This is a genomic window from Actinokineospora sp. NBRC 105648 (assembly GCF_030269645.1).
Taxonomy (GTDB): Bacteria; Actinomycetota; Actinomycetes; order Mycobacteriales; family Pseudonocardiaceae; genus Actinokineospora.
In genome coordinates this window covers 1-14,161 of record NZ_BSTR01000057.1, presented here as the reverse complement: position 1 = coordinate 14,161, position 14,161 = coordinate 1, and the positions used below count along the sequence as shown (strand labels likewise).

Here is a 14,161-nt window from a genome sequence, read left to right as displayed (position 1 = left end):
GGGGCTGCTGGGAACGCGGTACGGGGCCTTACTTCCTCGTCAGGGGGCTGGGGTGGAGTTCCTGCTCTTGGGTCCGCTTGAGGCGAGACACGCGGGCGCCACGATCGACCTGGGTGGGCAGCGCAGGCGCGCGGTGCTGGCCGCGCTGCTGGTGCGCGCCAACTCGGTGGCGGGCATCGGTTACCTCGCCGCGGCCGCGTGGGAGCGGCTCCCGGCGGCACCGGAGTCCAACGTCCGCACCCACGTGGCCGGCCTGCGCCGCAGCCTGCGCGCGGCAGGCGACGGCGACGCGCGGTTGGTCACCAGCCCGGGCGGCTACCGGCTGGCGGCGGCCCCCGGCGAGCTGGACCTGACCCGCTTCCACGAGTTCGCCGCCCGGGGCGACCGGGCACTGCGCGCGGGCGACCTGGCCGCGGCGATGGCCGAGCTGGGCCGCGCGCTGGCGCTGTGGCGCGGCGAACCGCTGACCGGCCTCGGTTGCCCGGGTGAGGCGCTCGCGGCCGAGGCGGCCCGGCTGGTCGACCTGCGGCTCACCGTCGTCGAGCGGCACGCGGTGGCCGCGATCGGCCTCGGCCGGGCCGACCTGGTCGTCGACGACCTGGCCCCGCTGCTGGTCGAGCACCCGCTGCGCGAGCCGCTGTGGGCGCGGTTCGTCCAGGCGCTGCACCAGTGCGGGCGCAAGGCCGAGGCGCTGGCGGCGTTCGCCCGGGCCCGCGACCGGCTGGCCGACGAGCTCGGTGTCGAGCCGGGTCCGCTGCTGCGCGGCACGCACCAACGGGTCCTGGCCGACGCGGTCGACCCGGTGCCCGGTGGGTTCAGCACCCGCAGGCAGCTGCCGGTGGACCTGACCGAGTTCACCGGCCGGGCGGACCAGCTGCGCAGGCTGAGGGAGCTGGCGGTCGGCGGTCGGTCCGCCGCGGCGGTCGTCTGCTCGATCGAGGGCATGGCCGGGGTCGGCAAGACCCGACTCGCGGTGCACGCCGCCCACCAGCTCGCCGACGCGTTCCCCGGCGTGCGGCTGTGGGTCGACCTGCGCGGCTTCGACCAGCACCACGACCCGGTCGACCCAGCGGTCGTGCTGGCCGGTTTCCTTGCGGCGCTTGGGGTTCCCGACCACGGCGTCCCGGCCGAGCCGCGGTCGCGGGCGGCGCTCTACCGGCACCTGTTGGCGGGCGAGCGCGCGCTGGTGCTGCTGGACAACGCGGCCACCGAGGACCAGGTCCGCCCGCTGCTGCCCGCCACCCCCGGTTCGCTGGTGCTGATCACCGGCAGGCGCAGCCTCGCCGGTCTGGACGGCGCCCACGCGCTCCCGCTCGACGTCCTGCCGCCTGCCGAGGCGGTCGACCTGATCGCCACCGTCGCGGGCCGGGGGCGGGTCGCCGCCGACCCGGTCGCCGCGGCCCGGCTGGCCGAGCTCTGCGGGTACCTGCCGGTCGCGGTCGCGCTGGCCGCCCGGCGGCTGCTGGTCAGACCACAGTGGACAGTCTGGGACCTGGCCGACCGGTTGGCCGACGCCGACCGGCGGCTGGCCCGGCTCTCGACCGGCACCCGCGACCTGCACACCCTGTTCGACCTGTCCTACCGCGCGCTGAGCCCCGCGCACCGCAGGCTGTTCCGGTTGCTCGGACTGCACCCGGACCCCGATTTCGGCGCCGACTCCGCCGCCGCGCTCGGCGAGCTCACCCCGGACACCGCCGAGGCGCAGCTGGAGTCACTGGTCGACGAACACCTGCTACGCCAGGCGGTCCCGGGCCGCTACCACTTCAACAGCCTGGTCCGCGCCTACGCCCGGCACCGCGCGCGCACCGACGAGACCGCGCCGGGCCGCCGCGACTCGGTCGCGCGACTGCTCACCTGGTACGTCGACGCCGCGGCCGCGACCCGGGTGGCGTTCGGGCAGACGCAGCGGCTGTCACCGGCGTTGTCTACCCGCGGCCACCCCGCGCGCCCCGGGGACGACGCGGGCGGTCACGACCAGAGCCGGTCGACCAGGTCGGCGGCGCGGGTGGTGAGATCGGTGCCGCCGTGCCTGCCGACCCGGGTCCACGCGCCCAGGCTGACCTCGTAGATCGGCCGGTCCCAGGCGTCGGGGTCGGTCAGGTAGCCCAGGTAGTCGTTGGCGTAGCCGACCGGCAGCACCAGGCGCGCGTCGTCGGACAGGGCTTTGAGGGTGAGCCCGAGCTCCACGAACGGCTCACCCGGCAGGCCCGCGAGCGCGACATCGCCCAGCCGCAGCACCTGCACCTCGGCCGAGATCGGGTCGGTGCCGCGGTCGATGGCGACGAGCTGCTCCTCGACCTCCTGAACCCGCTCGGTGAGGCTGAGCACCTCGGCGTTCGGGGCCCCGGCCGCGACGGCGTCGTCGAGGGCTTGGCGCCGCGCCGCCCACTCCGCGTCGAACGGCTCGCGATCGGGCAGGTCGCGGGAGTCGACCAGGAGCCGTTCCGACTCGGCCGCGACCGGACCGGACACCGCGGTGTCGGCGCCCCGGACGAGGTCGACCACCCGCAGGCCGAGCACCAGACCCATGCCCTGGGCGTAGGAGAACAGGTTGCGGACGTTGTCGAGCACCAGCTCGTGCTCCGCGTCGTAGGGCGACCGCCAGGTCGCGCCGTCGTGGGTGAGCGGATCGCGCGGCGGGTTCAGGTTCCCGGACGCGCCCTGCAGGAACAGCGCCGCCCGGCAGCCCGGCACGTTGCGCTCGACGAAGTCCGAGGTGACCCCGGGGTAGTCGGCCGAGGCGAACGGCTGCACCTGCACGTTCACCGGGTGCGAGGCGAAGTTGTAGAGCACCGCCGACCAGCCCGGTGCCTCCAGCACGAGCACCGACACCTCGGGATCCTCCGGCGCGGCCCCGGGATCGGGATAGGACCACGCGTTGCGGTTCACCGCCAGGGCCCCGGGCACCACCCCACCGCGACCGCGACGGGCGGTGACCGGTCGCCGGCCGGCGAACGCCTGGACTGCCGCGGCGGTGATCTGATCGGCGTACGAGGCGAGCCACTCCCGCGCGCCGGGGGTGTCGAGCAGCGGCCGGAAGTCGGCGGTCTCCGGGCTGGCGTGGGTGTGCGAACTGGCGATCATCACGTGCGTCGGCGGCACCCCGGTGGCCCGCTCGACCGCGGCCCGCACCTCGGCGGTGAAGTCCCGGTCGGCGCCGAGGATCCGGTTGTTGATCCCCAGCGCGTCGACCGCGATGACGATCACCGTCTCGCCACCCACCTCCCCGAACGCCACGGCCCGCGCGTAGAGGGCGTCATGCACCCCGGAGTACGGCGAATGCCGGGGGAGACCACCGAGGTAGGGGATCGTCAACGGCGGCGTCAGGTCCACTTTCGCCGCGCCAGCGGTGTACGACATCGCGTCCCTCCAGCCACTCGGGCACCCAGGATGCTCGCCGGCCTCCGAACCGGAGGCGATACCGAACCGCGTCACCCGATCAGCGGAGCCCGTGGGTTTGCGTTCCCCGCACCGCCGGCCCACGACGACACCGCTCAGTGGGCGATGACGGTGTGCTCACGGCGGGGGACCAGTTCGCCGATCACCCGGGCGCCGGGGATCTCGCCCGCCAGCAGGAGTCCGCCGGAGGTCTGGGCGTCGGCCAGCAGGAGGGCGTCGGCGGTGGTGACGTCGGTGTGCGGGGCCACCCACTCCAGGTTGCGGCGGGAGCCACCGCTCACGTAGCCGTCGCGCAGGGCCTCGCGGGCGCCGTCGAGGTAGGGGACGGCGGCCGGGTCCAGGACGGCGGTGACGCCGCTCGCGCGGGCGAGTTTGTGCAGGTGGCCGAGGAGACCGAAGCCGGTAACGTCGGTGCCGCAGGTGATCCCGGCGGCGACGGCGGCCTCGGCGGCGGCGCGGTTGAGCGTGGTCATCACCTCGACGGCCTCGGTGAAGACCTCGCCGGTGGCCTTGTGCCGGTTGTTGAGCACGCCCAGGCCCAGCGGTTTGGTCAGCGACAGCGGGACGCCCGCGGTGCCGGTCGAGTTGCGGATCAGCCTGCGCGGGTCGACCACGCCGGTCACGGCCAGGCCGTACTTGGGCTCCGGGTCGTCCACGCTGTGCCCGCCCGCCAGGTGGCAGCCCGCCTCCGCCGCCACGTCCTGGCCGCCGCGCAGCACCTCGGCGGCCAGGTCCATCGGGAGCAGGTCGCGCGGCCAGCCGAGCAGGTTGAGCGCGACCACCGGTCGGCCGCCCATGGCGTAGACGTCGGAGAGCGCGTTGGCGGCGGCGATCCGGCCCCAGTCGTAGGCGTCGTCCACCACCGGGGTGAAGAAGTCGGTGGTGGCGACCAGCGCCAGGTCGCGGCCGATGTCGACCACGGCGGCGTCGTCGCCGGTCTCGGTGCCCACCAGCAGCGTCCCGTACGGGTCGCGCGGTGTCCGGCGCAGACCCGCCACCACCTGCTCCAGCTCACCCGGGGGGAGCTTGCAGGCGCAGCCGCCGCCGTGCGCGTACTGGGTCAGCCGGACGCTCATGGCCGACAGCATGGCATGATCACCCGGTGTCGCGAGGAGGCGTCTCCGGCCTGGTGGCCGGCTCGGTCTTCAACACCGCTGGACGGCGGGTCCTGTCGTCGGCGGGTTCGATTCCCGTCCGCCTCCGCCACCGCGGGTGGTCCCGGTGACCGATCCCCGCAGGGTGGTCCCGCGCACCGACGCGGTCCTCGCTGAGCTCGCCGACGAGGTCCAGCAGTACGGCCGCTCGGCGGTCAAGGCTGAGGTAGTCGTTGCGCTGCAACGGGTTCGCGACGGCAAGATCGCTGCGGAACGGGTCGTCGACGAGGTGCGGGCCGCGTTGGACACCGGGCCGAGGGCGGTGCTCAACGCCACCGGTGTGGTGGTCCACACCAACCTCGGTCGGGCTCCGTTGTCCGATGCGGCCAAGGACGCGGTGCTGGCCGCGGCGGGCACCACCGATGTGGAGTTCGACCTGGCGACCGGTGCCCGGCGGCGGCGCGGCGAGAACGCGTTGGCGGCGCTGCGGAGCGCGGTCCCCGACGCGGGCGACGTGCACGTGGTGAACAACAACGCCGCCGCGCTCCTGTTGTGCGCGTTGGCGATGGCGGCGGATCGGGAGATCGTGATCAGCCGGGGCGAGCTGGTCGAGATCGGCGACGGCTTCCGCATCCCCGACCTGCTGTGCGCCAGCGGTGCCCGGCTGCGGGAGGTGGGCACGACGAACCGGACGAGCGTGCGCGACTACGCCGACGCGGTCGGTCCGGACACCGGGTTCATCCTCCGCGTGCACCCGAGCAACTACCGCGTCACTGGGTTTGGTGGCACACCCCGGGTCGACGAGCTGATCGGGCTTGGTGTCCCCGTGGTCGTCGACATCGGCTCCGGTCTCCTCACCCCGCACCCGCTCCTGCCCGACGAACCGGACGCCACCACCGTCCTGCGCGCGGGCGCCACGCTGGTTACCGCCAGCGCGGACAAGCTCCTCGGTGGCCCACAGGCGGGTCTCCTGTTCGGCGAGGCCGCGTTAGTCGAACGGCTGCGCCGACACCCCGCGGCGCGGGCACTTCGCGTGGACAAGCTGACCCTCGCCGCGTTGGCCGCCACCGTGCGTGGCCCGCGCCCGCCGGTTCGCACAGCCCTGGAAGCAGGGCAGCACGAGTTGCTCGAACGGGCGCAGATCATGGCGAAAACGCTTGCAGCCCAAGGTGTTGACGCACAGGCTGTGTCATCCACCGCGGTCGTCGGCGGAGGTGGCGCGCCCGGTGTCGAGTTGCCCAGCGCCGCGGTCAGCCTGCCTGAGCGCTACGCGGTGGCGCTGCGCACGGGCCGCGTGCCAGTGGTCGGCCGGGTGGAGCGCGGCAGGTGCCTGCTCGACCTGCGCACCGTCGCCGCGGCGGACGACGCCGTGCTGCTGGAGGCAGTCCTGCGGTGCACGTGATCGCCACCGCGGGCCACGTCGACCACGGCAAGTCCACTCTGGTCCGGTTGCTGACCGGGATGGAACCCGACCGCCTGGCCGAGGAGCGCCGCCGCGGCCTGACCATCGAGGTCGGCTTCGCCTGGACGACCCTGCCCCGGGTCGGCGAGGTCGCCTTCGTCGACGTGCCGGGCCACGAGCGGTTCGTGCCGAACATGCTGGCCGGGGTGGGGTCGGTGCCCGCGGTGCTGTTCGTGGTGGCCGCCGACGCGCCCTGGATGCCGCAGGCCGAGGAACACCTCGCCGTGCTGGACGCGCTCGGCGTGCGGCACGGGCTGCTCGTGATCACCCGCGCCGACCTCGCCGACCCGGAGCCCGCGCGGCGGACGGCCCGCGCCCGGATCGCCACGACATCGTTGGGGGACTTGCCATCCGTGGTCGCCAACGACAACCTGCCTGGACTGCGGACGGCCATCGCGGACCTGCTGCTCGGGCTCCCGGAGCCGGACATGAGGGCTGATGTCCGGCTCTGGGTCGACCGGTCGTTCACCGTGGCGGGAGCGGGGACCGTCGTGACCGGCACCCTCCAGGCCGGCACGCTCCGCGTCGGCGACGAGTTGGTGCTGCGCGGTCGTTCGGTGCGCGTTCGGGCGTTGCAGGCGCTCGGCACGCCGCGCACCGAGGTGCGCGCCGTGGCCCGGGTGGCCGTCAACCTGCGTGGCGTCGAGCGGGACTCGGTCGGCCGAGGAGACGCCCTGACGACCCCGGACGCCTTCTGGCCCGCTCGAGTCGTCGACATCGCGGCGACCGGGCTGCCCAGGCAAGCCGTGCTGCACATCGGTTCCGCGGCGGCGCCGGTCCGTGTCCATCCACTTCGGACAGACGTGAGCAGGCTGGTCCTGGCCACCGAGCTGCCGCTGCGCGTCGGCGACCGGGTGCTGGTCCGCAACCCGGGCAGCCACGAGGTCGTCGGGGCCGCCGTCGTCGACCTGGACCGACTCGCCCGAGAACCGTTCTACCGCACCGCGCACCGCAAGGCACTGGGCCGCGCCGACGAGCCCGTGATCGCCGACTGGCACACCGACCCGGCCACCTGGCGGTCCCTGGTGACCCGCACCGCCGAGGAGTTGACGGCCTGGCGCGAGGAGAACCCGCTGGAGACAGCGATTCCCACCCGAACCCTCGCGCGCGAGTTGCGCCTTCCGGACCCGGCACTGGTCGCGCCGTTGGTCGCCGCCGCGGATGGCCCTGCCGAACGCGGTCTGCCCGCGCCGCTGGAAGAGGCGTTGGCCGCGCTCGCAGTGGACCTGCGCGTGAATCCGTTTCGCGCCCCGGATGCCGCTCGACTGCGTGCCCTTGGCCTCGACGGTCGAGGGATCGCCGCCGCGGCCCGGGCCGCTCGCGTCCTCAAGCTCGGCGACAACGTCGTCCTGCTGCCGTCGGCGGTGGCCGAGGCCGCGGCGGTGCTGTCCCGGATCAACCAGCCGTTCACCACGGGCCAGGCCCGGCAGGCCCTGGACACCAGCAGGCGGGTCGCGCTCCCGCTGCTGGACCTGATGGACCGCTCCGGTCTCACCGAGCGGCTCCCGGACGACCGCCGTCGGCTTCGGTAGCGGCGGCACACCGTCGAACGCGAAGGTGTTTTGCCAACCCCGATAGTCCGAAGTGCCGTGCGAGAACGGCATTCGGCCGAATTTGTTGATCACCGCACCCGGTGTGCTCTAGCGTCGGCGCGTGGCACATCCCGCGTCCCCGACGCACCGGCTGGACCTGGTGGCCCCCAGCGGTTCCCAGGTCACCGTCGTCCTGCCCGCCGAGCGGTCCGCGCCCAGCGTCGCGGCCGCGGTGCGGTTCGCGGGCGGCTCCTACGGCACCGGCTTCCAGATCGGGCCGCGCGGCTACCACGACTTCGCCTGCTCCCAGGTCGCCCCCGCGACGACCCGGGAGCGCTTCCTGGTGCACGGCCGGGAGGTCGTCGTCGCCGAGGCGGACGACGGCGAGTCCTCGGTCGCCACCCTGATCGGCGCCTACCACGAGCTGATGACCGTCTACGCGGGCCCGGCGCCGCGCCGCGACCGGGTGTTCTCGCTGTTCGACTCCCTGCGGATCGAGGACCGCGTCGAGGGGATGGTCGTCACCCCGCGCGCGGCCACCCTGCTCGACACCATGAGCGAGCACGTCGTCGTGGCCGTCCGCGACCTCGGCACCGTCTCGGTGCCCGGTCCGGCGCAGGCCCGCAACCACGTCCCGACCCACGCGGGCGCGCGGACGCGGCACGGCGAGGTCTGGAAGGTCGCCCTTCCCGGGCCCGCGCTCGCCGGGGTGTCCGGTCACGCCTTCGTGCTGGGCTGCGCGGCAGGCGTCGCCGAGGTGCACTTCGCCGACACGCCCGCCCGCACCGACCAGGAACGACTCGACTGGCTCGACGGCATCGACGTCGCCTGGCGTCCCCGGTGAGCCCGATGACGGCGTTCCTGGTGATCACCTGGGTGGCGATCATCCTGCTGTTCCTCGGCTTGGCCGCCGTGCTGCGCGAGGTCCGGCTGTTGCGCGCGGTGGTCGCCCGCGACCCCAGCGGGTTCACCGCCGCCCCGCCGGACCTGGTGCTGGGAGCGCGGTTCGCCGGTCGGGTCGTGCTGGCCGCCGACTCGGGTTGCCCGCTCTGCGTCGCGGTGTCGCGACGCGTGACCGGGGTGATCCTGCTGACGCACGAGTCGCCATCGGTGTGGGACACCGGGCTCGAGGTGGTCAGCGACCGCGAGGCGTGGCGGGTGGTCTCGCACCTGGCGCCGCCGGTGTTGATGCTCGTCGACGCCGCCGGCCGGGTCGCCAAGCTTGTGCTGCCGGTCCGCGAGGAGCAGGCGGACGAGGTACTCGACGAGTGGGGGGTGCGCGGTGGCGCTCACGTTCGATCAGATTCCTGACCACGAGGTCCAGGACCGCGAGCTCCAGAACCGCGGCGCCGCTCCCGGGCGCGCCACGGCCCTGCGCGACCTGGGGTCGACCGGCCGTCGCCGGACCGTCCTCAAGGCGATCACCCTGGGCGCGTTGACCATCGGGTCGTCCGCGCTGCTGCTGGGCCGCCGCGCCCGCGCGGAGACCGGCCCGAACGCGCTGCGCGGCTGGGACCGCAACGACTGCCGCGACGCCTACCCGGCGGGCGGCTACCCCGAGGACGCCGACACCAGCGGCCAGTACGTCAACACCTACGCCGCCTGCTACGGCGGTTCGTGGCGCGGCAGCGACTTCTGCGCGGGCGGCTGGCACAAGTACGGCACCACCACCGAGGGCGACCTCCAGGTCGACCACATGCCGGTCTCCACTGCCTGCGGCACTACGACGACCAAGAACGCCTGGCGCTGGACCACCCCGGACGGCAAGGTCTTCCGCTGCTCGGACGGCTTCAGCACCTACTGGGGCGCGGGCCAGTCCGGCAACACCTACCTCACGATCTGCCGGGCCCCGGTGTGAGGCGCTGGCACCCCCTGGTCGTCGCGGGTGTCCTCGTGGCGGCCGCGGTCGGTGGGGCGGCACTCGTGCCGTGGCTCTTCCTCGGCGCGACCGCGGGTCTGGCCACCTCCGGCTCCACTTGAAGCCGGAACTCGGCCTCCGTGCTGAGCTCGCCGGTCTGGCGAGGTTCTCCCGCACTGGCGTTCCGCGCCGGTCTGCTCATCGGCGGCGCCCTCAGCGCCGTGGTCCTGGTCGTGGTGGGGTCGCTGCTGCGCGTCCCGCTGCCCTGGACGGCGCGGTGGGCGCTGGTCGCCGCCGCGCTGGTCTTGGTGCTGCTCAGGGACATCGGCGTGCTGCGGTTCACCCTGCCGGAGAACCGCAGGCTCGTGCCGGAGAGCGTCTTCCGCCTCGGCAGGCTGCTGGGGCCGTTGCAGTTCGGCGTCGAGATGGGCACCGGGGCGCGCACCTACCTGCCCAGCGGGCTGCCTTACGTGGCCGGGGTGGCGGTGCTGCTCGCGGCCCCGCTGTCCGGCGCGCTGTGGGTGGGCGTCGGCTTCGGTGTCGGCCGCGCGCTGATGACCACCGCGAACCTGCGCTACCCGGGCGATTGGGACGCCCAGTGGGCGCGGTACTCGGGCAGGCTGGCGGCGATGCTGGGCGCGGCGTTCGTGGTGTCCCTGCTGGGGGCCGTCTGGCTGACGGCCCCCAGCTGACTCAGGCCACCTGGTAAGCCCGGACCACCGTCTGCGTCACCGAGTTGCCCTCGGCGTCACGGGCGGTGACCCGCAGCGAGACGAAGCCCGGACCGGGCGGGTTGCCGACCACGGCGACGCCGGTGCCGTCTCCACTGTGGACGGTCGGCGCGGGGCGCCAGGTCGCGCCGTCGTCGGTGGAGGTCTCCACCCGCAGCGCCATCACCCTGGGCGTCGCCGCACCCGGCTGCCGCTGGGTGACCAGCCGCAGCGGGATCCACCGACCGGCCGGTGCGCGACCCTGCTCGTCCACCTCCGCGGCGACCCGCACGACCGGCAGGGCCGGGGGCACCGGGTTGGCCGTGCCGCCCTCCTGGAAGGTCCACGATATGTCCGCGCTGGTCCCGATCACCGACCACGGCACCTCGCGCCGCACGGTGGTCCGCAGCGTGTAGCGGCCGGGGGAGTCGGGGATGGCGAACACCCCCGAGCCCGGCAGGTCGCTCGCGCCGAGAACGACACCGTCGCGGCTCAGCTCCGTCGTGCCGGTCGCGCCCGCGGCGAGCACGGTGAACTGCTCCGGATCACCACCGGAGAGCGGCGCGAGCTGCACCGACAGGGTCCCGTCCACGCGCTGCACACCGAAGCCCAGCGCCGGATCACCGAGCGCCGGACCGAGCGGGGCCCGATTCCAGTGCGTGGCGTAGGAACCCGGTTGGTAGGTCCGGTAGGAGACCGTCGTCTCGACATCGGAGATGTCCGGCGGGAACATCGCCGAGAGGTGCCGCCACCGGGTGGCCGGGTTGGCGGTGTAGTACTCGGTGCGCTTGCTCGGGATCGGGCGCGGGTAGGCCTGGTAGATGCCGCTGTTCACCCCTGGCGCGTCGATCGTCGCGTAGTCCGCGCGCAGTCCCTCGGCGGGTGCGCCCTGCGCGTAGTAGCGGGCGTCGACCTTGGCGAGCTCGCGTTGGCGGGCGGTGAACCGGCCGTTCGGGATGGCGTTCCGTTCGAGGAAGACCAGGTGGTAGATCGACTCCGGCCCGGTGAGCGTGGCTCGGTAGGCCAGCAGGAAGGTGTGGTCGACCACCTTGTCCTTCGTCGGCACCAGGTAGACCCGCTGGCCCTCGGCGGACAGCCAGCCCAGCGCGGAAGTCCGCTCCCCACTGGGATTTCCGGACACCAGGCTCAATTCGCCCGCCAGCAGAGCGGTCTGCGCGTGCTCGACCGTCGTGATCACCGGCTTTCCGGCCGTGGCGTCGAGGGTGAGGGCCCGGTCCTTGTCGACTGTGACGCCGGTCTGCGCGAGCAGGGTGACGTCATCGTGGTCGGAGACCTCGAGCGCCTGGAAGTCGTAGCGCCCCTTGGGAAGCCGAGCCACGCCCGCGCCATTGGTCAGCCGGGCGCCCAGTGCGGCACCGGTCTCGGTGTTCACCGCCTTGACGACCGTCGAGGCGGAGATGCCGGTGCGTCCCTTCAGCGTGACGCTCACGTTGTAGCTCTCGGCTTCCAACACCGCGGTGAGCGCCGTGCGCACGACGATGTTGCCCGCAGTCGCGGTCAACCGGCCACTGTGCCTGCCTTCCGCCTGGCCTGCGGGGTTGGCGCGCACAGTGACTTGGGCGCTGCCGTGCGCGGGGACGGTGATCTGGTTGGGAGAAGGCGTGAACAGGGGAGCGTCGGTGGTGAGCGTGAGGGTCACCGGCGCGTCGCCGTCATTGCGGTACCCGACCTGCTTGCTCAGCGGCGTGCTGTGCGGCCAGGCCACGAACCCGAAACCGACACCACCGCCAACGGCACTGACCTGCTGGGCGACCGCGCGGGAGGCGTCGACCCGGCCCGCCCCCTGCTCGAACACGTCCGCGGTCGGCTTGGCCGAGCTGACCAGGTCCGACTTGAGCTGGTCGCCACCCCAACCGGGTCTGCGCTGGGCCAGCAGCGCCGCCGTCCCCGCCACATGCGGCGCAGCCATCGACGTCCCAGACAACGCGGCATAGTGCTCGTCCACCGGTGCCGTGTCACCCGCCGGGGTGCCCACCACCCGGGCCGAGACGATGTCACTACCCGGTGCGGCGATGTCCGGTTTGACCGCAAGGTCACCGATTCGCGGCTGCCGTGGTGAGAACGGGCTGGTGGTGTCCTCTTTGGTCACACTGCCCACCGCGAGCGCCCGGTCGGCGGCGGCGGGCGCGGTGACCGAGGCGCGCGGGTCCGGCAGGTCGAGCGACCGGTCGTTGCCCGCCGCGACGACGAAGAGGGTGCCGTACCGCGTGCTCAGGTCGTCGAGCGACCGGGAGACCGGGTCCTTGCCGTCGCTGTAGATCCCGCCCAGGCTCATGTTCACCACCCGCGCCTGGGGCGCGATCCACTCCATGCCCGCGATCACCGCCGACTCGGGGCAACCGAAGGTGGTGCAGACCTTTCCGCTGATCAACCGCGCGTCCGGGGCGACACCCCGGTAGCGACCGCCCGAGGCGGCCCCAGTGCCCGCGATGATCCCGGCGACATGGGTGCCGTGCCCGACCTGATCGGCCGTGCCGGTGCCGGTGAAGTCCGACTGCGCCACGACTTTGTCCCGAAGGTCCGGATGTCCGCCGTCGACACCGGTGTCCAGCACACCAACGGTGACCCCGGCACCGGTGTACCCGCTCTGCCACACCGCGGGGGCACCGATCTGCGGGACACTCCGATCCAGCGTCGGTTCAGCGATCCCGTCCAACCACACCGAGGCACGGGAGGACGTGAACCAGTTCCAGAAACCATCGGTGGGCCGCATCGCCACACCGTGGACGCTGGGCAGTGAACGCGCGTCCGTGCCAGGTGGTGCACTCAGCGCCATGCCCGCGTCGGTGACGATCACCGGCGCCACACCGTCGCGGGGCAGCTGGCGCAGGTCGAACAACCGCGGGTCCAACCTGCCCGCGTCGAGCAGGGCCTGGGCGTCGGAAGGCACGACCCGGTCGCCGTCGCGCAGGAACCCCACGTGCGCCCGCCCGGGCACCGGCAGCACCTCGACAGCCACCTCACCGCGCGGGCCGGGCAACAGCCGCAACCGGTCCCCAGTCACCAGGGTGATCGTTTCCGCTGGTCGCGCCGGTGCCGAGCGCTCGGGCACCGCCCCGGCGACACCACTGGTCGAGGCCGCCAACAACACCGCCACAACCCCCACCGCGGTTACCTGGTTCAGACCACCCATGCCGATCCTCTCTCGTCGCAGTCCCCGACGAGCCCAGCAATATCAGTGGTAGCCCCGGACCGACACCCCTTAACATCAGCCACCGCACCGCAGTGCGGCGCTGTCCACCGCGCACACCCCGCTCCCCACGACACTGGTGCCGGCCGGCTCGACCGGCACCAGCGACCGAATCCGCCCGGGACTCGATACCGTGGTCATGCCAAGAGGTGCGCCCGATCAGTCATCGCCCGAGATGGTCCAAGATCGCCAAGACCACCTGGACCAGCCCCAACGCGACGCCGGTCACGCCGACTACGTCCCACTGCCGAGATTTTCGATGACGAATCTGACGATCCCCGCCGTTGTCACCCTTGTTGCGATGACCGTCGGGGCCGTGGTGGTCGCTGTCATGGGATTCCCCTCTGTCCGGAACGTCCTGTGATCGTCCTGCCTGCATGGCTGCTCCAGTTGATTCCTGCGGATCAGTGAAGTGGTGGTTCGCACGGGCACTCCTCGGAAAGGTCGGATCCACGGTCCGCACCCTGCGAAGGCAGAGCGCAGACAACCAGCGAAGCAGGCACACCGATCCCGGTCAAGGCCACCCACGCGCAAGCGGTTTCCCGCCACCACAACGCAACCCCACGAACCACTCCGCAGAACGCAAGTTAACGAACCAACCCCCCGGTACGAAATCCTCCCCGGCCACCCACCCACCGACCTGCCACCCACCAGTCACACACCCATCGCCCGCCACCCACTCAACCCAGCGGAAAGACGCCCTCGCTGGTACCTCAGCGGATAGGCCGTCCCCGCTGGTACTCAGCGGATAGGCCGTCCCCGCTAGTTCCGCAGCGGATAGGCCGACCCCGCTGGTACCGCCGGCCCCGCTACGGATGCTCGATCTAGTGGACTCGCTTCGTGTGGGGGGAGAGCACCGCTAAACTTGCCGGTGGTGGGGAATGCCCTTCACCCG

Annotated in this window: 11 protein-coding genes and 1 tRNA gene; 9 read left to right on the top strand and 3 right to left on the bottom strand. The window is 73.0% G+C overall.

Translation table 11 applies throughout. The features are described 5' to 3' along the window. Positions 1-52: 52 nt before the first annotated feature. Positions 53-2,068, top strand: a complete 2,016-nt coding sequence (locus QSK30_RS31870; RefSeq protein ID WP_285508622.1) for an AfsR/SARP family transcriptional regulator — start codon at positions 53-55, stop codon at positions 2,066-2,068. Here the strand turns inward: QSK30_RS31870 and QSK30_RS31865 are convergent. Next, positions 1,969-3,360 carry a hypothetical protein gene (locus tag QSK30_RS31865; RefSeq protein WP_285508620.1) on the bottom strand — a complete coding sequence of 464 codons (1,392 nt, stop codon included), beginning with the start codon at positions 3,358-3,360 and terminating at the stop codon, positions 1,969-1,971. The genes QSK30_RS31870 and QSK30_RS31865 overlap by 100 nt on opposite strands. Positions 3,361-3,494: 134 nt before the next feature. Continuing rightward, positions 3,495-4,475, bottom strand: coding sequence for a selenide, water dikinase SelD (selD, locus tag QSK30_RS31860; RefSeq protein ID WP_285508618.1), 981 nt, complete (start codon positions 4,473-4,475; stop codon positions 3,495-3,497). A gap of 35 nt (positions 4,476-4,510) precedes the next feature. Between selD and QSK30_RS31855 the strand changes: the two genes are divergently transcribed. The 8 genes from QSK30_RS31855 to QSK30_RS31820 all read left to right on the top strand — a co-directional run bounded on the left by QSK30_RS31855 (position 4,511) and on the right by QSK30_RS31820 (position 10,037). Beyond that, a tRNA-Sec gene (locus tag QSK30_RS31855) sits at positions 4,511-4,605 on the top strand. Positions 4,606-4,620: 15 nt separating this feature from the next. Further along, positions 4,621-5,895, top strand: coding sequence for an L-seryl-tRNA(Sec) selenium transferase (gene selA / locus QSK30_RS31850; RefSeq protein WP_285508615.1), 1,275 nt, complete (start codon positions 4,621-4,623; stop codon positions 5,893-5,895). Continuing rightward, positions 5,886-7,487: a selenocysteine-specific translation elongation factor gene (selB, locus tag QSK30_RS31845; RefSeq protein ID WP_285508613.1), complete on the top strand. Its 1,602-nt coding sequence runs from the start codon at positions 5,886-5,888 to the stop codon at positions 7,485-7,487. The genes selA and selB overlap by 10 nt, the downstream gene beginning before the upstream one ends. 121 nt (positions 7,488-7,608) lie before the next feature. After that, a complete protein-coding gene (locus QSK30_RS31840) occupies positions 7,609-8,331 on the top strand; it encodes a hypothetical protein (RefSeq protein WP_285508611.1) in 723 nt (240 codons plus the stop codon). Positions 8,332-8,336: 5 nt separating this feature from the next. After that, on the top strand, positions 8,337-8,798 hold the full coding sequence (locus QSK30_RS31835; RefSeq protein WP_285508609.1) for a hypothetical protein: 462 nt from the start codon (positions 8,337-8,339) through the stop codon (positions 8,796-8,798). Beyond that, positions 8,770-9,345, top strand: coding sequence for a hypothetical protein (locus QSK30_RS31830; RefSeq protein WP_285508607.1), 576 nt, complete (start codon positions 8,770-8,772; stop codon positions 9,343-9,345). Before QSK30_RS31835 ends, QSK30_RS31830 begins: the two co-directional genes overlap by 29 nt. Further along, on the top strand, positions 9,342-9,467 hold the full coding sequence (locus tag QSK30_RS31825) for a hypothetical protein (RefSeq protein ID WP_285508604.1): 126 nt from the start codon (positions 9,342-9,344) through the stop codon (positions 9,465-9,467). Before QSK30_RS31830 ends, QSK30_RS31825 begins: the two co-directional genes overlap by 4 nt. An 18-nt stretch (positions 9,468-9,485) precedes the next feature. After that, positions 9,486-10,037 (top strand): hypothetical protein, encoded by a 552-nt coding sequence (locus tag QSK30_RS31820; protein ID WP_285508602.1) that lies wholly within the window; start codon positions 9,486-9,488, stop codon positions 10,035-10,037. A 1-nt stretch (position 10,038) separates the two neighbouring features. Here the strand turns inward: QSK30_RS31820 and QSK30_RS31815 are convergent, their stop codons facing one another. Further along, a complete protein-coding gene (locus QSK30_RS31815; RefSeq protein WP_285508600.1) occupies positions 10,039-13,209 on the bottom strand; it encodes a S8 family peptidase in 3,171 nt (1,056 codons plus the stop codon). Positions 13,210-14,161 lie beyond the last annotated feature (952 nt).

What these genes read in the sequence shown, in the direction of transcription:
- selD (WP_285508618.1), bottom strand. Translation starts at nt 4,475, where the DNA reads ATGAGCGTCCGGCTGACCCAGTACGCGCACGGCGGCGGCTGCGCCTGC.
- QSK30_RS31815 (WP_285508600.1), bottom strand. Translation starts at nt 13,209, where the DNA reads ATGGGTGGTCTGAACCAGGTAACCGCGGTGGGGGTTGTGGCGGTGTTG.
- QSK30_RS31835 (WP_285508609.1), top strand. Translation starts at nt 8,337, where the DNA reads ATGACGGCGTTCCTGGTGATCACCTGGGTGGCGATCATCCTGCTGTTC.
- QSK30_RS31865 (WP_285508620.1), bottom strand. Translation starts at nt 3,360, where the DNA reads ATGTCGTACACCGCTGGCGCGGCGAAAGTGGACCTGACGCCGCCGTTG.